The organism is Gottfriedia endophytica, from assembly GCF_017814275.1.
Lineage (GTDB): Bacteria > Bacillota > Bacilli > Bacillales > Bacillaceae_G > Gottfriedia > Gottfriedia endophytica.
On the sequence record NZ_JAGIYQ010000004.1, the window covers coordinates 267,544 to 286,195 of the forward strand.

Below are 18,652 nucleotides of genomic sequence, written 5' to 3' on the forward strand. Positions count from 1 at the left end.
CTTTGAAGAGATAGTTTTCTACAAACTAATTATCGGGGGAAGTAACAAAATGAAGACGGTCTTAATGATTTCAGACTATATTGAAGGACAACCAGTTGTTGCATCTGTTAGATATACTGGATTGATGAAGTACTTTGCTAAGTATATGAACATTGTAACCATTAATAATAAATTACTAGGAGAAGAACAGAGTAAATTTTCAATAATAAATTATAAGTATTTAACCCCTAACAATATTTATTCTCAGAATTTTAATGCCAAAGAATCGATCCCCAATAAAAAACCTTTGGAAAAATTATTAAGAAATAGATGGGTTTTATCTTCTTGGAGAAATTATAAATATAATGAATACAAATTTAAACAAGCAAATCGTGCATTGTTTAATAAATTGGATCTTTATTTAGCGGAAAATACTGTAGATGCAATTTTTGTTACTGTACCAGATATATATGGATTATTTATCTTAAAGGATATTAAAAAAAAATATCCCAATTTGCCCGCTATAGTTGAAGTACGTGACATATTAAATAATAAGATCGGAACAGGGAACCCAACTTTTGCATTAAAAAAGGCTGAAAAAATTATGCTAGAGTACTCTGACGGAATTATTGCACTATCCCAAGGTATATATAATTACTACAAAGATTTAAAGCCAGATATCAAAATTACCATAATTAGAAATGGGTATGATCATGAATTATTTTTAGATAGTAAATATGAATCCGTTTTAGTAAAAGATAATAAACTGGTTTTAGCTCATATAGGGTCCATATATAAAGGTAGAAATATTAAAGAATTTATATATGGTTTAATGGATTTTCATATCAAAACAGGTATTTTTGTAGATTTCAATATAATAGGTATTTTGGATAAAGAGGCAATCGAAGGAATAAATGAGTTTAAAGTTTCTAATGGAGTTAACGTTAATCTTCTTGGAACTCTACCACATAAAAATGCAGTTGAGTATCTAAAAAAGAGTAACATTGCAGTGATTATTACACACAAAAAGGGTAGTGATTACGCTATTCCTGGTAAGGCATTTGAATACATTGGTGCATGTAAACCCATTTTGGCAGTAACGGAAGACAAAGAATTAGTATCTCTTATACAATCTAAATATGGAGAATGTGCTGAACATGATAGAAAAGATATTGCAATGAAATTAATCGATCTAATCAATTATGATTACCATTTTTCAGATCGTATAAAGTATTCTAGAGAAATTCAAGCAGAGAAGATTATTCAATATATAATGGGAGTATTATCAAAATCTAAGTGTAAGGTGTAACTAAATGGAAATATTAATTAGTTTGCTTTATTTCTTTCATGAATTTTTAGATGCCAATCTTGATTTATTTTATTTGTTAGCCTTAGTACTGATTTTTAAAGATTTTATTAATAGTAAAAAACGTAATTTAGAAGTAATCAAGTATATGTATGTGATTATATTGTATGGTTGTCTTCAAATTGTATTAAATCCTGATATTATTTTATTAAGGCTTATCATTAATTTGGCAAAAATGTATATTAATCTATTCTTATTTGTTTATGTAAAAGAAATGATATTTGATTTAAAGTTTTTAAGGAATATTGTTTATAAAACTTCATTTCTATTTCTATTATTTATTCCAATTAGTTTGGTTTTTAAAGTGCCAATGTTATGGAGAATGAATGATTTTGTAAATTCTTATAATCAAACAAGATTAAAACTATTTTATTATGAACCAAGTGAGTTATCTTTTCACGCTGCATTAGTAGCGGTGTTATTAATTTCTTTTCTCTTATTAGATAATAATGCTAGAGAAAAACGGAAAATCATTCTATATCTAATCAGCAATTCATTATTAATTGTTTTGTCTGCTGGAATGGGTGGAATTGTAAGTTTAGTTTTGGGGATAGTTACAATTTATCTCTATAAATTAGTTAAGTCTTTTAATATTAAGAGGATATTAATTAGCTTTTTATTATTTTTTGTCTCTGTAAGTACACTCATATATTTAATGTATAGTAAAAATAATTTTTATTTAAGAGTTGTAGATATCTTTAATGGAAAAGATGGATCTGTTGTTTATAGATTTAATACTAGTTATGAAGTGATGGTTCAAATGTTACAAAAGACTAATGGATTAGGTGTCGGGTTTGGAAATCTTAATACTGATTTAACAAGAAGTATTTACAGTGCTTATGGATTAGTAGATGTAATATCAAATTCTTTTATGTATTTCATAGGAGAAGGTGGAATCATTTCAATTGTAACTTTACTTTTTCTATTACTCTTCCTTCTAAGAAGGATAAAAAAAGAAGAAGGTATTCTTAAATATGGTTTATTAGTATTTATTGTAATTTACCAAGTTGCTGGCGGCTATTATACAAATCCAGTGAATTGGATAGTGTATGGAATTATTTGTAATAACTATTTTATGAAAACAAAGGGAGAGCGGCTTTGAAAATTTTACACGTAACCCTAGGACTATCCCCATATCGCACCGGTGGACTTACAAAATATTCAGTTGATCTCATGCATGAACAATCAACTAATCATGAAGTCTATCTTTTATATCCAGGAAGATTCACTTTCCCATATTCATTATCCATTCAACAAAATAAATCGTATAAAGGAATTAATGTATACGAGCTTATAAATCCCAACCTAGTTTCATTATTAAATGGAATCAATCGCCCTGATCTATTCATGAAAAAAGTGGATAAGTCAGTATACGTAGAATTTCTTGAAAAACTAAAACCTGATGTACTTCACATCCATACATTAATGGGTGTACATAAAGAACTTTTTGAAGCAGCAAAAGAGTTAGAGTTAAAAATAATCTTTACTACACATGATTATTTTGGTCTTTGTCCAAAGGTGAATTTAATCGATAGCTGTAATAGAGTTTGCGAAGACTTTAATGATGGACAGAAATGCTTAGATTGTAATGTTCATGCTTTGAGTACTCCAATGATTCATGTCATGCAATCATATACTTATAGATATTTAAAAAATAGTAAGCTTGTTAAATCGCTGAGGTATATCAAAAAGAATCAATCAAAAAAGAACGTAGAGATACCTACTAAAAATAATACTTCATCAAAAATAGATCATCGTTTAGCTAACCAATATATAGACTTACGTAATTATTATTTAAGTATGTTGAAACTAGTGGATTATTTTCATTTTAATAGTTCAGTAGCGAAAGAGCAGTACGGGAAGTATTTAGACGTAGAAGGAAAAGTCATTTCAATCAGTCATTCCGATATTATAGATAATCGCCAAACCTATTTTATAGAAGACAATCCAACTAAACCATTAAATATCACTTACTTAGGCCCTGTAGATCAATACAAGGGTTTTTATTTTTTAAAGGATAGTTTAAAGCAATTACTAGAAAATGGGCAAGAGAATTGGCATTTGAATGTATATGGAGATTTTATGAACGATCTAGATACGTATGATCCTAGATATTTTACTTTTAATGGAAAATATCAATATAGTGATCTACATGCTATTTTTTCTAATACTGATGTTTTAGTTATCCCTAGTCTTTGGAAGGAAACTTTTGGTTTTATTGGCTTAGAAGCACTGTCATATGGAGTTCCTACACTTGTATCAGAGAATGTAGGTTTTAAGGATATGATAGAAGATGGGAAAACAGGGATGATTTTTACGATAAATAAAAATGATTTAGCAAACAAATTAAATCATTTAATCGAAAATCGAACCATTTTAAAGGATATTAATGCCAATCTATTGAATATAAATTTTTCCTACTCTATGAATGAACATACGAATGAAATCATAAACTTGTACAAACAAGTAGGTGTGGGGGTAGGTTCTTAATGAAGCATGTATTTATTATCGGTTCAAAGGGAATCCCTGCTAAGTACGGAGGCTTTGAAACATTTGTTGAATGTTTAACAGCTAAAAAGAAAAATAGTTCTATTCAATATCATGTATCCTGCTTAGTTGATGATAATCAAGAATTTGAACATAACGGAGCAAGATGCTTCAATGTGAAAGTTCCTAAAATAGGAAGTGCTAGAGCGGTTCTTTATGATTTATTAAGTTTAAGAGAATCGATTAAATATATTAAGCAACATAATCTAACAGATTGTATCATCTATATTTTGGCTTGTCGTATTGGTCCATTTATCTCTTATTACAAACGAAAGCTTGAGAAAATGGGGGTTACAGTTTTCGTAAATCCAGATGGCCATGAATGGAAGAGAAGTAAATGGAATGCCTTGATTAGAATGTATTGGAAATTATCGGAACGGTTAATGGTGAAGCATGCTGACTTATTAGTTTGTGATTCGAAAGGAATTGAATCATATATTCTAGCAGACTATCGACAATATATACCGAAAACAACATTTATTGCCTATGGTGCAGATGTCAGTCCATCTGTTCTTTTTGATGATGCAGCTTTGGATGAATGGTATACAAGTCATAATGTGAAATCAAATGAATATTATTTAGTAGTTGGGAGATTTGTACCGGAGAATAATTATGAAATAATGATTCGAGAATTTATGGGGTCTAATAGTAAAAATGATTTTGTAATTATTTCGAATGTTGAAAAGAACCATCTTTATGATGATTTATTAGCGAAGACAAATTTTGATAAGGACCCTCGTATTAAATTTGTTGGGACAGTTTATGACCAAGAACTGCTAAAGAAAATTAGAGAAAATGCATTTGCTTATTTTCATGGTCACGAAGTAGGTGGAACAAATCCTTCCTTATTAGAAGCTTTAGCTTCCACAAAACTCAATCTATTGTTAGACGTTATTTTTAATAAGGAAGTAGGAGAAGATGGAGCAGTTTATTTTTCTAAGCAGGAAGGTTCTTTAACTAACTTGATCCATGAAGTGGAGAAATACTCACAAACAACGATTGATCAACTAAGTGAAAAAGCGAAAAAGCGTATCATCAATGAGTATTCATGGGAAAAAATTGTAGACAAGTATGAATCCGTATTTATAAAAGAAAATGTAAAAGGGGAAATCCATCCAATGGTAGAATCTCTTTTTATATCATAAAGGAGCCATTCTCTATGAAAGGAATTATTTTGGCTGGTGGCAGTGGTACTCGTTTATACCCTTTAACGCAAGCAATATCGAAACAATTACTTCCCATTTACGATAAACCAATGATTTATTATCCCTTATCCGTATTAATGTTAGCAGGGATACGAGATATTTTAATCATTTCTACTCCTCAGGATACACCACGTTTTAAAGAGTTATTAGGCGATGGAGCAAGACTTGGTATTCATCTGGAATATGCTGTTCAGCCTTCTCCAGATGGACTAGCCCAGGCATTTATTATAGGAGAGAAGTTTATTGGTGATGATTCGGTAGCTTTAATACTTGGAGATAACCTATTTTATGGTCATGGATTGACGAAATTATTAGTAAATGCAGCTGAAAGGCAAGAGGGTGCAACAGTCTTTGGATATTACGTAAATGATCCAGAACGCTTTGGAGTTGTTGAATTTGATGAGTATGGTAGGGTGATTTCTATTGAAGAAAAACCTACTAATCCAAAATCACATTATGCTGTCACAGGATTATATTTCTATGATAATCGTGTCGTGGAAATTGCTAAAAATATCGAACCATCTGCACGTGGAGAACTAGAAATTACGGATGTGAACAAAGTGTATTTAGGGTTAGATAGCCTACATGTTGAAATTTTAGGACGGGGTTTTACATGGTTAGATTCAGGTACGCATGAATCTTTATTAGAAGCATCACAATTTATTGAAACAATTGAAAAACGTCAAAGTCTGAAGGTAGCATGTCTCGAGGAAATTTCCTTTAGTAAAGGATATATTTCAAGTGAACAGTTACTGTTGATTGCTGAGGGGATGAAAAAGAATCAATATGGTCAATATCTTTTCCGTCTTGTTAATCAAAGCAAACATAGTCAGCCGATCTATTTTTAAATAATGCATGGGGGTGGATTTCTATGAAAGTAATTGAAACGAAACTACCAAATGTATATATTTTAGAACCAAAAGTGCATAAAGATCATCGAGGTTTTTTTATGGAAACCTATAATAAGAAAGTGCTAGAAGACTATGGTATTAACTTCGAATTTATTCAAGATAATCATTCTTTATCTGTAGAAGCAGGAACGATACGCGGATTGCATTATCAATTAGAAAATAAAGCGCAAACAAAGCTTGTTCGTGTGATCCGTGGTGCCATTTTTGATGTGGCTGTAGATATTCGGAAAGGGTCATCTACATATGGGAAATGGGTAGGTGCTATTTTAAGTGAAGATAATAAACGTCAACTAGTCATACCTAAAGGATTTGCCCATGGTTTTTGTACATTAGTATCAAATACAGAAGTGCATTACAAGGTCGATGAGTTTTACTCTCCAGAACACGATCGAGGTATTTTATGGAACGATCCTGAAATTGGTATTTATTGGCCAACTTCATCTCCAATCTTATCTGATAAAGATTCAAGACATCTTGTATTATCTGAGGCAGATAATGATTTTAAAATTTAGGAGGAACAGGTATGAAGCTTTTAGTCACGGGCGGAGCAGGTTTTATTGGAAGTCATTTTATTCGTTATATCGTAAAAAAATATCCTGATTATTTCATCGTAAATTTAGATGCTTTGACGTATGCAGGTAATTTAGAGAATTTGAAGGACGTTGAAGAATACAGCAATTATAAATTTGTTAAAGGTGACATTACAAACCGTGAATTAATTAATCATTTATTTGAAGAAGAGAAATTTGATTATGTAGTAAACTTTGCTGCAGAATCTCATGTTGACCGCAGTATTATAGAGCCTGATCTATTTATACAAACAAATATTCTAGGAACACAAATTCTATTAGATGTATCCCAAACATATAAAGTACAAAAATACTTACAGGTGTCTACGGATGAAGTATATGGAACACTTGGTGAGACTGGCTATTTTACTGAAACGTCACCGCTAGCACCGAATAGTCCGTATAGTGCAAGTAAAGCTGGAGCGGATCTGTTAGTTCGTGCGTATCATGAAACATTTAATTTGCCAATCAATATCACTCGTTGTTCGAACAATTATGGTCCATATCAATTTCCTGAAAAGTTAATTCCTCTTATGGTTATTAATGCAATGAATGATAAAACACTTCCTGTATATGGCGATGGATTAAATATTCGTGATTGGTTACATGTTGAAGATCATTGCCAAGCGATCGATTTAGTTCTACTTAAAGGTCGAAATGGTGAAGTATACAATATCGGTGGAAACAACGAGTTTACGAACATTGAAATTGTTAAAACAATCTTGAAACAATTGGATAAACCAGAGTCACTGATTCAATTTGTAGCAGATCGTCCTGGCCATGATCGACGCTATGCAATTGACTCTACAAAACTACGAAAAGAATTAGGGTGGATCCCAATCTATACATTTGGAAGAGGGATTAAAGAAACAATCGACTGGTATCAAAATAATAGAAGTTGGTCGGAAAATATTATTTCTGGGAACTATCAACAATACGTTGAAAAACAATATTCTCAAAGACTTGAGGTATAGCATATGAGAGTGCTAGTAACGGGTGCAAAAGGACAGTTGGGTCAAGACTTGATTGTTCATATAGAAAAGTATCCTTGGGCTATTTACGGGTTAGGGAAAGCAGAATTAGATATTACAAACGTTGAACAAGTTTCAAAAGTTATTACCGGGTTTAACCCAGATGTAATCATACATACTGCAGCGTATACAAAAGTAGATCAAGCTGAAAAAGATAGAGATGATGCATTTCGAGTAAATGGTGAAGGTACTAAAAATATAGCCAAAGCAGCGGCTAGTATAGGTGCAAAATTTTGCTATATAAGTACGGATTATGTCTTTGATGGAGAAAATAAGATCCCATACTCGACAGAAGATAAGCCAAATCCGCAAACAGTCTATGGAGAATCAAAATTAGCTGGTGAAAAGTATACAAAACAATATTGTGAAAAGTACTTTATTGTTCGAACATCTTGGGTATTCGGGTTATATGGAAATAATTTCGTCAAAACGATGCTTCGTTTAGCAAAAGAGAAAGATGAGATTGGTGTTGTGCATGATCAAACGGGATCTCCTACTTACACAGCTGATTTAGCAAAGTTTCTTATCGAATTAGTTCAAAGTGAAAAGTATGGTACTTATCATGCCTCGAATTCAGGGCAATGTACTTGGTATGAATTTGCGAAAGAAATCTTTAAGCAAGCAGGTCTGGATACAAAAGTGATCGCTCTTACAACTGATCAATTTCCTCGTCCTGCTAATCGCCCTAAATACTCTGTAATGGCAAACAGTACAATAGAGAATAATGGATTTCAAATACTTCCGCATTGGAAAGAATCTACTCAACTATTTATAGAAGTTTTAAAAGAAAAAGAGAAAGTTTTTTATAAAGGATGATTAATGAAAGGATTGTAAATTGTAGAAAGGAGAAACGCAAATGATCGATTTACATTGTCACATTCTTCCTGGACTAGATGATGGAGCTACAGACATGACTGTTTCACTCCAAATGGCACGTCAAGCTGTTGAACAAGGGATCAACTGCATTATTGCGACTCCACATATTAGAAGTAAATCCTACAATGTTACAAAAAGTATGGTTAAGGAATCTGTACAAGCTTTAAATGAAGAATTACTAAGTCAAAATATTCCTCTAAAAATCTTTCCAGGCCATGAAATTAGAGTGACGAGTGCATTTGAAGATGAATTTTCTGCTGGTGAATATTGTTATTTAGATGAAGAAGGAAAGTATCTATTAGTTGAGTTTTCATCAACCTTTGTCCCTGAAACGGCTGAACAGTTGATTTATAACTTAACTTGTGATGATGTTATTCCTGTAATTGCCCATCCTGAACGAAATGCAATTTTTCATAGTAATCCAGATTTGTTATGCACGTTAGTAGAAGCAGGGGCATTAACTCAAATTACTGCTGGTAGTTTGAGCGGTAAGTTTGGGAAACAAGTTCAAAAGTTTTCGTATCAATTAGTTAAAAATAATTTAGCTCATGTAATTGCTTCTGATGCTCACAATACCTCGGGCCGTGGCTTTTTTATGAGAGAAGCATATGAAAAGATAGGGAAAACATTTGGAGAGCACACTAAACGTTCGTTTGAGGATAATGCACAGTTAGTATTTTCAGGAAGTAGTATTAAAAAGCGACAACCAATGCCAATAACTCGGAGGATTTTCCCAAACATGTTTTAAATAGGAATACTATTTTGTAAGATTACTAAAATTTGTGTAGGAATTTTTGTCTTACTATTCAGTCTTCGCTCATTATCTGCGTGCTATAATTACGTAACAAAGAATATAGATTACTAAAACGTAGAAGTAAGACGTAGGAGGAGACTATGGAAGAGACCATTAGTTTGAAAGAATTGTATCAAGTCTTGAAAAAGAGATTACTCATTATCATTTTATCCATCCTTCTATCAACTACAGTGGCAGGGGTACTTAGCTACTATATTCTAACTCCTCAATATGAAGCATCATCTCAAATCCTTGTGAATGAGAAGAAAGCGGGCGAAACGGTCTATCAATCGAATGACATTCAAACAAACTTACAATTAATTAACACCTATACTGTCATCATTACTAGTCCTTCTATTTTAGATAAAGTAAATAGTTTATTAGATATAAATTTATCTGCCGATGCATTGAAAAATCAAATTACGGTGTCTAGCGAAAAAGACTCTCAAGTTATGAATATAACTGTTAAGAGTAAAAATCCTAAACAAGCTATCCTCATAGCGAACACAATTGCAGATGTTGCCAAGCAAGAAATACCGAACATTATGAGTATTAATAATGTGTCGATCTTAACGAAAGCCGATCCAGAAAAAAAGTTAGCCCCTGTTAGTCCAAGGAAAAAGTTAAACTTGGCGATTGGCTTTGTAGTGGGGGCAATGGTTGGTGTAGGGATAGCGTTCTTACTTCATTACCTTGATAACACAATAAAAGATGAAAAAGATCTCGAGAAGGTACTAGATTTTCCTTTTTTAGGAACTGTTCATGATAGTGGAAGGAAAAGAAAAAAGCGAGAAAAGAGAGGTGTGGCACTTGTCCAGGAGGAAGAAAAAAACCTCGAAGCATTCTCTTAAATTAACGATGATCGATGAACCGATGAGTGTTGTAGCGGAGCAATATCGGACAATCCGTACAAACATACAATTTTCATCTGTCGATACAATCGTAAAAACCATTATGGTTACTTCAGCAAATATGTCGGAAGGGAAATCAACGACAGTTTCGAATCTGGCAGTTGCATTTGCTCAGCAAGGTAAAAAGGTATTACTCATTGATGCGGACCTAAGAAAACCAACTCTACAGTATATATTTAATTTAAAAAATTCAGTAGGGCTATCATCAGTGCTGTCATGGCGATCTCAATTAGCAGACTGTATTAATAATACAGATATTCCAGATTTAGATGTCATTACATCAGGTCCGATTCCACCAAATCCATCTGAATTACTTGGCTCAAATTCAATGAAAAGCCTACTGACATCACTAAAGAGTTCATATGAAATCATTCTAATTGATTCTCCACCTTTACTTCCTGTAACAGATGCGAAAGTATTAGGTGGTATTGTTGATGGATTAATACTCGTTTTAAAAAGTGGTAGCACTGAAATAGAAGATTTAAAGAAAGTCAAAGCGATGATCGATGGAATTTCAGCTAAGATTTTAGGAACCGTATTAAATAAGAAGAAAGTGAAAACAAGTCACGATTATGGATATTATCATTAAGATAAATAAACTGCCTCTATTTCTTTATGTGATTTTTCATAGTAAATCGGATTTTTTTCAATAACATCCTGAAAATTTTTCATAATCTTCCGGAATGAAAATCATACCAATTAGAAAGGAACATATTCTTTTTTGGAATATGTTTTTTTTTAAAATAATTCCTTTTCTTATTCAACTAGGGCAGGATAGTTGAACAAGAAAAGGAAAATCTATCTACCAAATTGTATAGGTAATCAAAACAGTAAATAGTATTTTTATTAATTTGCCTGTCGTCTAATCTAATCCAGGATAACCACCTGGTGTATCTTTTTCATTTTTCATTTGAACATCCATTTTTCGCCATATTTACCCCCTTTTTTTATGAACTAATCGACCCATACGGCTTAAATACCGCTAATGAATTAAGTCGTTTCCATGTTACCGTTCCGTCTGTTGCAGTACCTGACGTATGGGAAGGAGCAATTGTGCCTGTTGTTCCAGGTACAGTACATTGGTACACATTTCCATTAGCGTTTACTTGTTTACCTAACGACATTGCCGTTTTTGCGGTCCACGGTACATTGTTTGCAATACCATCAGTCGTGCATATCCATCCAGCATAACTACCTGGCGTTAATTTAATATTTCCTACAGTATCCAATATTTGCCATGCCCCTGAAGTCGGTGGAGCAGATTTTACGTTATAGCAACTCGAAAGAGCAAAAGAATGAACAGTTGCTTTATACCCAAAACTTCTATTATTGTTTATTAAATTACCTTTATCTACGTTGTTTGTTGAATAGATACCAAATTTAGTTGATAAATTAGGACTTATCCCATCAATCGTGTTATTTGTAATTGTAATATTTGTTGGGTCATTTCCACCGTTAGAATCAATCAATATCCCATTACCTTGATAATTATTACTAAAATTACCTAAATTCGTTTCAAGAATATGGTTATTTGAAACAATACATTTATCACTTCCTCTTACAATACCAATACCGTTGTTTGCAGCGTTTAAAATAGTATTATTCACTACTTTTGATAAATAGGATTGATATAATGTAATCGCTCCAATGTTCCCAGTTGTTGCATTTTCTTCTACGATATTCCCCTCTACAATACACTTATTTGATTGCCAAATCTCAATTTGATGAAATCTATTATTTCTACAAGTATTTCCTATAATGATGTTATTAGAAGTTAGGAAACTACTACCACCGAAGCAAGTTATTCCTTCTTGTCCATTTCCTTCAACAATATTTCCAATCGCTTTACAATTAGTAGAACCGGCCTTATTTACTCCAAAAATAATACCTTGTCCACCATTATTAAAAACTTTGTTATTGATTACTCTTATATCTGAACCATTTAATACATTAACATGAGCCGTTATTTGTGCTGAAGAATACCCACCATATAAACTAGGGTTGTTAAATTCGTTTCCTTCAATCGCAATATTATAGGCGTTGTTATCAATGTTAAGACTATCTTTTGCTATATTGTAAAAATAACTATTCTTCACAAAAGATGAATCAGAACCGTAATAATAGATTGCTACACCACTAATAGAAATAAATCTACATCTTTGAACAGAAACAGATGTTTTACCATTTGCCCAAATTGCAAAATTAAAATTCCGAAACTCTATCCCTTCAAAGTAGTTATTATTACCCGTCAAAATACCGTTATTTGTACCAATTCCTACAAGTACAGATTGAAATCCAATCATACTCTTACTATCACTTAATGTAAGTGTATTTTTGATTTTATAAGTCCCATATGGAAGGTAGATTGTGCTATTTGTTGAACCTAAGCTATTTATGGCGTTTTGTATTGCTGATGTATCATCTGTCACACCGTCACCTTTAGCACCAAAGTCTTTTACGTTAATATAAGGTAAATCACTTGAAGTAAATTGGTTAGCCATATTGCTCCTCCTAAATTTGAGCAGTTTTTAAGTTACTTTTATCATCAATAAACAAAGTCCATTTCGTACCATTTGGCGAAATCAAATTGTACTAGGAATTGCTATTTGAATTGTAATCTTAATATTTTTATTAATATTATTAAATGCGTTTAAAAGGTTTTCAAACTCGGCATTTACCTCAGCAGAAAGTAATTTTGTACAAGGTTTAAATACTTTTAACCTTGAAATTTGGGACATTATTTCACCTTCAATCGTTTAGGTTATATAAATAATATGAAAAATCACACTTTAAGAAATGGAGGTAGATTTATATTCTCCACTACGAATTTCTTCTTTTTTATAAGATTGACATTCTTCATCGAACAATGCCTAATCTAAGTCTAATCACCCCTCCAACTGAATACACTAATAATGGACAGGTTGTTGTTTAGCAGATCCATAAAAATAGAGTATTAGGATGTGGTGAAATTGAAAAGAAACAACTTTGGGAAAAGGAGCCTAATCTTTGGTTTAGCGGTAGTTATCATTGCAGTGTTCACGTTCATTTACTCCAAAGTTTCAACTTCAAAGACAGTTACACCACCTGCTACAATTCAACTAAACACTCAAAACCAAGAGCCTTCTTCTACTGATCTATTTACAATTAAGGACAATGAAAAGAATGGCACATTATATGTTATAAAAAGACAACTGAAGAATGCAGGCAATGTAGACATATCTTATCTATCAATGGAATTGATGTTATTAGAGAAAAAGCAAAACCGAATGGGTGCTTTTTTAATTGTAAATCGTTTGTCATTTGGGGGAGAGAATATCTCTACAAAACAGCTTATTCAGCAAGGTTTTGATTTGAGCGGTGACAAGCAAATTTCTCTATTTGAACTTTCACTCAAACCATTACATTTAGGCAATTTACCAGTAAATAAAACAAAAACGCTTTTTATAGAATGCGAATATTTGAAAGGCCTGCCACCATTTAATAGCCATAATAAAAAAGCAACGGTTGTAGTTGATATTAAATATAAATACTGAGAAAAAGCGAAGCCTCACCATTAATAACGAGTGAGGCTTCGCTTTATTTTTTATTTTCTCAATCTTTTTAGTGCATACCGATAGCTAGACCTTGTACTATTTTCAGGCATTCCTGTTTTTGCAGCTATTTTTTGAAAACTCATATTATAATAGAAACGATCGATTAAGATTAGTTGTTGAAGCGGTGATATGCCTTTAAGTAAAGAGACAAACTGTTCAAACGAAAAGGCTGCTTCTTGGTCTTGAATATACGGTTGTTCGTCATACACATCCACTGGAACAAATCGTTCTTCGTATAATCTTTCCTTTGAAAGTTGATTCAGCATCTTCCCTCGAACTGTAACATAAGCAAATGTAGTAAACGTTCCTTTTTCCTCATTATAGTTTTCGTATGCTTGCCACAATGCAATTTGCCCAATTTGGTAATAGTCTTCAAATTGCTTATATACTCGGATTTTTTTAATGAGTGATTTGATCATCGGTTCATATTGTGTTAAACATGCTTCAAATGTTTCAGGTTTTCCATTTGACTTGTTAAAGTTGTCGCTCCTCGCCTTCAATAAATCCTCGTTCGTTCCGTTCTTGACCATTTCCTTCGCCTTCATTTCTTCGGCGCGCCATTTTGTATTCCGCGGTAACTTCACTTTAGAAAAATAGAGATGAATTTTCATATGAAGAAACAGTTCATTTTCATGTGTCGGTATTTGTAAAATAGGCTATTTTCCTTAGAGGAAATGATGTCTTTTGAGTGTCAATTGAATGAGAAATATCGATTTTCAGCAATCTTTTACATAATTTTTGAATAAATTGTGTCAAAAAATGAAATTTGTTCACAAAAGGTTAAAATTTTAGGGAGAAAACATTTGTTATAATCAGAATTGTTAAATAAGTTAAAAGGAGAGATGTTTGTGTCAAATGGTGTAGATTATGATTTAAATAGGAATACTGTTTTACTAGGAATATCTGATCGGCCTGAGTATTTAACGAGGATTTATGATAGGAAATTAGGGATCGTGTACTCAAGATTTAAGGCACTTACGCTAATTAATCATGCACTTATGTTAAACGGCTTTACTATTGATGGTCAGCGAAAAGCAATGGATTATAATTATCCAAAAATGAATAAATTACCTGTTGTCATTAGTCCTTTCTTTACCTTCGTTATGATTCCAACACATTCACCGTCTCATCCAAATTGCGTATGGGTTAATATGGCATTTTGCAGAAACATTAAAACTCACAAAAGTCATTCAATTATCAAACTATCCAATGGAAAAGCAATCGAACTACCAATCTCACGTAATGCCCTTGTAAAACAAATTGAAAAAGGGGCTTTATGTTTAATTCTGCAACAAAAAAGCTTCAATACATATATGGTCATGGCGCTACAAAAACAAGGCCATCGAATGCCTAGAAAAGGAAGAATCATAAAAGTTAGATACATAAAACCGAAAGATTTCAACTGATTTAACAAGAAAGCCCCCAATCTCACAGATTTGTGAAAAAGGGGGCTTTACATACGTTATGAAATTACTGAGGAACTCGGATTCTCCATTTCGTAAATTCTCTTAGTTGGACAAGTTCTGCTGGGAAGATAAATGTCCAAGGTTTGCTTGTATTTGGTTGAACGATTAATGGTGGTAATTTAAATGAACCACTTGCAATCAGCTCGTTATTTTCATTTATTAACTCAAGTGGTAATTGTTCTAGATTAATTGCTTGTTTCGCACCATTTCGAACGAGTAATGTAGCAGCTAGAGTTCCATCAGGTTGAAGTCCAGCATTTACAGCATGGAAGCTTACTTCATTTTCACCAAGCTTTGGAAGGCTACTTACAAGCTCACTAAGTTGTTGTTTTTGATCTTCAGACAATCTTTCCTCCCATGATGGCTCTAAAGCTAAACGGTGAACACTTGTACTTAAATCAAATAATAATTGGAAACCTGATTCAGGCATTTCTTCTTTTGTTAATGTATCAGTTTCAAAGAAAAATGAATGTGGTCTAGAACTGCATGCAGGCAGTTCGCCTAAATCCTCTAAAGTGAATAGCTTTTTCGCTAAAAGCTCACGTTCTTCATTTAATAGAAGTAACATGACATTTTGAAGCGAAAAAGACTTTGGTAAACTGTTTCGAACGAATGCTAGTACGCTTACTCCATTTTCCTCTTTAACTAACTCAATTGCCGATAAGGACACTTGATTTGGTTTTAAAGGTGGCAGTTCATTACTTAAAAATTGATACACATATCGCTTTTCATCTTCCAACATCATGAGTGGATGAAATGAGATGGTTGGAAAAATTTCTTCTTGGTCAGAGCCAGACTCAGACTCGATCGTCGCCACTTGTTCCTCTTCACCATGCTTGAATAAATCTTTTGATGAAACTGTTGTGTCTTTTCCTTTTTTAAATAAACCTTTAATCGATGATAGCATGTTCCTCTTCCTCCTTAGGTGTCACAATATATTGGAAAAAATCTGAGACGTTCGAAAGAATCTCACGCTGAATCTGTCCAAATGTCTGCTCGAATAAACGGAATCCTTCAAATTCGTATAATCGAATCGGATCTTCTTGTTGGTATTGTCGTAAGTGTATACCTTCATTTAATTGATGAAGACGATCTAAATGCTCTGTCCAATGATTATCAATGATACTGACAGCAATCACTTGAATACTGTCTAGTAATTGTTCAAGTTGTTCCTCATTTAAACCACGTAGTAATTCGAAATAGACTTTCATTGCTTCAAATACAACCTCTACTATATCTTCACGATCTTCCATTGCATCTTCACAGATGTGAAGTGGTGGAATGAGTCGCTCAAGAGTTGATTTTCCATCAAGCATTTGCCAGTCTTCACGTATAGAATCCTCAGGGAAATAAGTATCTAGAACTTTTTTAGTTGTATCTTCAATTTGTTTAATGATCCAATCTAATTCAATACCATGATGTAATAAGTTATCACGGAGCTGGTAAATCACACGGCGTTGCTCATTGCCAACACCATCAAGCTTTAGTGACCATTCGCGAGCAGAATATTGATTTCCTTCACATAAACGCTGTGTAGTTGTTACAAATTCATGTATCTTTGCCGAATGGACTCTACCTGTTTCATCGTATTTTAGTTGTTTTTTCAACTTTTCAAGACCTTCAGGATTATAACGAATAAATAATTCATCCTCTAATGATAAATAAAATTGGGATGAACCTGGGTCACCTTGACGTCCTGCGCGGCCACGAAGCTGTAAATCAATACGCTCACTATCATGGCGTTCTGTACCAATGACGTGTAATCCACCAAGTTCAGCGACACCTTCACCTAATAAAATATCTGTCCCACGTCCAGCCATGTTCGTAGAGATGGTAATCATCCCTTTTTGTCCAGCTTGGGCAATCATTTCTGCTTCCTTTTCAACATACTTAGCATTTAATAATTGGAATGATAACTTTTCTTTCGTCAAAAGATCAGCAATGATTTCTGACTGGAGAATGGAAGTGGTTCCTAATAAAATTGGCTGTCCTTTTGAATGACGAGTTTTAACATCTTCTAAAACAGCAGCCAGTTTTTGTTCTGTTTTTTCAAAAATAATATCTTCACGATCTTGTCGAAGAATAGGTCGGTTCGTTGGAATTTGAATAACTTCCATATTGTAAACTTTTAAGAATTCTTTTTCTTCCGTTTTTCCTGTACCAGTCATACCAGACAAAATGGGATATAGACGGAAGTAGTTTTGAATAGTGACACTTGCAACGGTATGATTTTCTTCCGTTGAAGTTAATCCTTCTTTTGCTTCAATTGCTTGGTGGAGTCCATCACTTAATGAACGTCCTTCCATGACGCGACCTGTATACAAGTCAATCAGTTGAATTTCACCTTCATGAACAATGTAGTCCACGTCTCTTTCAAATAGAACTTCTGCACGTAATGCATTGTGTATGTAGTGGAAGAGAGTAGAATGTTCTAAATCATATAAGTTATCAATGCTAAAGGCACGCTCAACTTTTGTAATCCCATCTTCCGTTAATGCGACTGATTTAGATTCTTCATCAAATAAATAATCCGATTTTTTTTGTAAAGTACGAATAAATCGAGCACATATTAAATATAAATGACTTTGTGCTGATTTTTTTCCAGCAATAATAAGTGGTGTTTTTGCTTCATCAACTAATATTGAATCAATTTCATCGATGATCGCAAAATGATACGGACGTTGAACTTGTTCCAGTGCTGTACTTGCCATATGATCACGTAAATAATCAAAACCAAATTCCGTTCCAATACCGTATGTGATGTCAGCATTGTATGCAGATTGCTTTGCTTCTAATGGAAGATCTGGAACATTTAGTCCGACTGATAATCCAAGAAACGTATGAATCTTCCCAATTTGCCCAGCATCACGTTTTGCTAAATATTCATTAACTGTAATAACATGGACGCCTTTTCCTTCTAATGCACGTGTGTAAGAAGGAAGAGATGAGACGAGCGTCTTACCTTCACCAGTAGGCATCTCTGAAATATTCCCATCTAGCAAACCAAGACCACCAATCAGCTGTACATCATAGTGGCGCATACCTAGAACGCGTTTTGAAGCTTCACGAACGACTGCAAATGCATGAATTTTAATTTGATCAATAGTTGTTTCATTTAATTGAAGTTGTTGTTTCCATTTATGTGTTAATTCGCGTAATGCTTCATCTGAATAATTTTCATAGTGAGCTTCTAATTTATTAATCTCTTGAACTAGTTTTTGATATTCTTTTAACTTTCGATTTGCAACAAGCTTTTGAATTGGTTTAAACAATGAAGTTCCCTCCTAGGATGGTAATCATTTTATTCTATAAATGTATCATATGAACGACTAATCTAATACGCAAAAAGTTAGAAAGTACTGAAAATAAATAAAAACACAACTGTTTACACAATATTTTTCGACA

At 33.0% G+C, this 18,652-nt stretch carries 18 protein-coding genes; 13 read left to right on the top strand and 5 right to left on the bottom strand.

Annotated elements, in window-relative coordinates; genetic code table 11:
• Window positions 1–49 precede the first annotated feature (49 nt).
• From J5Y03_RS07960 to J5Y03_RS08010, 11 genes are all read left to right on the top strand, one after another.
• Complete coding sequence (locus J5Y03_RS07960) at window positions 50–1,288, top strand: glycosyltransferase family protein (protein ID WP_209404344.1); 1,239 nt, start codon at window positions 50–52, stop codon at window positions 1,286–1,288.
• 4 nt (window positions 1,289–1,292) lie between these two features.
• Window positions 1,293–2,447 (top strand): hypothetical protein, encoded by a 1,155-nt coding sequence (locus J5Y03_RS07965; protein WP_209404346.1) that lies wholly within the window; start codon window positions 1,293–1,295, stop codon window positions 2,445–2,447.
• Complete coding sequence (locus J5Y03_RS07970; protein WP_209404348.1) at window positions 2,444–3,835, top strand: glycosyltransferase; 1,392 nt, start codon at window positions 2,444–2,446, stop codon at window positions 3,833–3,835. Before J5Y03_RS07965 ends, J5Y03_RS07970 begins: the two co-directional genes overlap by 4 nt.
• Window positions 3,835–5,037, top strand: a complete 1,203-nt coding sequence (gene cps2T, locus J5Y03_RS07975; protein ID WP_209404350.1) for a beta 1-4 rhamnosyltransferase Cps2T — start codon at window positions 3,835–3,837, stop codon at window positions 5,035–5,037. The genes J5Y03_RS07970 and cps2T overlap by 1 nt, the downstream gene beginning before the upstream one ends.
• A gap of 14 nt (window positions 5,038–5,051) precedes the next feature.
• The gene (gene rfbA, locus J5Y03_RS07980) at window positions 5,052–5,945 is read left to right on the top strand and encodes a glucose-1-phosphate thymidylyltransferase RfbA (RefSeq protein ID WP_209404352.1); all 894 of its coding nucleotides are present in this window, start codon (window positions 5,052–5,054) and stop codon (window positions 5,943–5,945) included.
• A gap of 23 nt (window positions 5,946–5,968) precedes the next feature.
• Window positions 5,969–6,520: a dTDP-4-dehydrorhamnose 3,5-epimerase gene (rfbC, locus tag J5Y03_RS07985; protein ID WP_209404354.1), complete on the top strand. Its 552-nt coding sequence runs from the start codon at window positions 5,969–5,971 to the stop codon at window positions 6,518–6,520.
• Window positions 6,521–6,531: 11 nt separating this feature from the next.
• Window positions 6,532–7,551: a dTDP-glucose 4,6-dehydratase gene (gene rfbB, locus J5Y03_RS07990; RefSeq protein ID WP_209404356.1), complete on the top strand. Its 1,020-nt coding sequence runs from the start codon at window positions 6,532–6,534 to the stop codon at window positions 7,549–7,551.
• 3 nt (window positions 7,552–7,554) lie between these two features.
• Complete coding sequence (gene rfbD / locus J5Y03_RS07995) at window positions 7,555–8,424, top strand: dTDP-4-dehydrorhamnose reductase (RefSeq protein WP_209404358.1); 870 nt, start codon at window positions 7,555–7,557, stop codon at window positions 8,422–8,424.
• 40 nt (window positions 8,425–8,464) lie between these two features.
• Complete coding sequence (locus J5Y03_RS08000) at window positions 8,465–9,232, top strand: tyrosine-protein phosphatase (RefSeq protein ID WP_209404360.1); 768 nt, start codon at window positions 8,465–8,467, stop codon at window positions 9,230–9,232.
• Window positions 9,233–9,378: 146 nt separating this feature from the next.
• Window positions 9,379–10,128, top strand: coding sequence for a YveK family protein (locus tag J5Y03_RS08005; protein WP_209404362.1), 750 nt, complete (start codon window positions 9,379–9,381; stop codon window positions 10,126–10,128).
• Window positions 10,088–10,777, top strand: a complete 690-nt coding sequence (locus J5Y03_RS08010) for a CpsD/CapB family tyrosine-protein kinase (RefSeq protein WP_280849747.1) — start codon at window positions 10,088–10,090, stop codon at window positions 10,775–10,777. Before J5Y03_RS08005 ends, J5Y03_RS08010 begins: the two co-directional genes overlap by 41 nt.
• A 358-nt stretch (window positions 10,778–11,135) precedes the next feature.
• Here J5Y03_RS08010 and J5Y03_RS08015 read toward each other — a convergent pair whose 3' ends face one another.
• Together J5Y03_RS08015 and J5Y03_RS08020 are read right to left on the bottom strand one after the other, a co-directional pair.
• Window positions 11,136–12,689, bottom strand: a complete 1,554-nt coding sequence (locus tag J5Y03_RS08015) for a right-handed parallel beta-helix repeat-containing protein (protein ID WP_209404364.1) — start codon at window positions 12,687–12,689, stop codon at window positions 11,136–11,138.
• 81 nt (window positions 12,690–12,770) lie between these two features.
• Window positions 12,771–12,926: a hypothetical protein gene (locus J5Y03_RS08020; protein WP_209404366.1), complete on the bottom strand. Its 156-nt coding sequence runs from the start codon at window positions 12,924–12,926 to the stop codon at window positions 12,771–12,773.
• A gap of 231 nt (window positions 12,927–13,157) precedes the next feature.
• Here J5Y03_RS08020 and J5Y03_RS08025 point away from each other — a divergent pair, with 231 nt between their 5' ends.
• The gene (locus J5Y03_RS08025; protein ID WP_209404368.1) at window positions 13,158–13,721 is read left to right on the top strand and encodes a hypothetical protein; all 564 of its coding nucleotides are present in this window, start codon (window positions 13,158–13,160) and stop codon (window positions 13,719–13,721) included.
• A gap of 50 nt (window positions 13,722–13,771) precedes the next feature.
• On the opposite strand, the gene J5Y03_RS08030 is transcribed toward J5Y03_RS08025, so the two are convergent.
• The gene (locus J5Y03_RS08030; RefSeq protein ID WP_209404370.1) at window positions 13,772–14,311 is read right to left on the bottom strand and encodes a sigma-70 family RNA polymerase sigma factor; all 540 of its coding nucleotides are present in this window, start codon (window positions 14,309–14,311) and stop codon (window positions 13,772–13,774) included.
• A 318-nt stretch (window positions 14,312–14,629) separates the two neighbouring features.
• Between J5Y03_RS08030 and J5Y03_RS08035 the strand changes: the two genes are divergently transcribed.
• The gene (locus tag J5Y03_RS08035; RefSeq protein ID WP_209404372.1) at window positions 14,630–15,187 is read left to right on the top strand and encodes a competence protein ComK; all 558 of its coding nucleotides are present in this window, start codon (window positions 14,630–14,632) and stop codon (window positions 15,185–15,187) included.
• Window positions 15,188–15,251: 64 nt separating this feature from the next.
• On the opposite strand, the gene J5Y03_RS08040 is transcribed toward J5Y03_RS08035, so the two are convergent.
• Window positions 15,252–16,154 carry an accessory Sec system S-layer assembly protein gene (locus J5Y03_RS08040; RefSeq protein ID WP_209404374.1) on the bottom strand — a complete coding sequence of 301 codons (903 nt, stop codon included), beginning with the start codon at window positions 16,152–16,154 and terminating at the stop codon, window positions 15,252–15,254.
• Window positions 16,138–18,519 (bottom strand): accessory Sec system translocase SecA2, encoded by a 2,382-nt coding sequence (gene secA2 / locus J5Y03_RS08045; RefSeq protein ID WP_209404376.1) that lies wholly within the window; start codon window positions 18,517–18,519, stop codon window positions 16,138–16,140. Before secA2 ends, J5Y03_RS08040 begins: the two co-directional genes overlap by 17 nt.
• Window positions 18,520–18,652 lie beyond the last annotated feature (133 nt).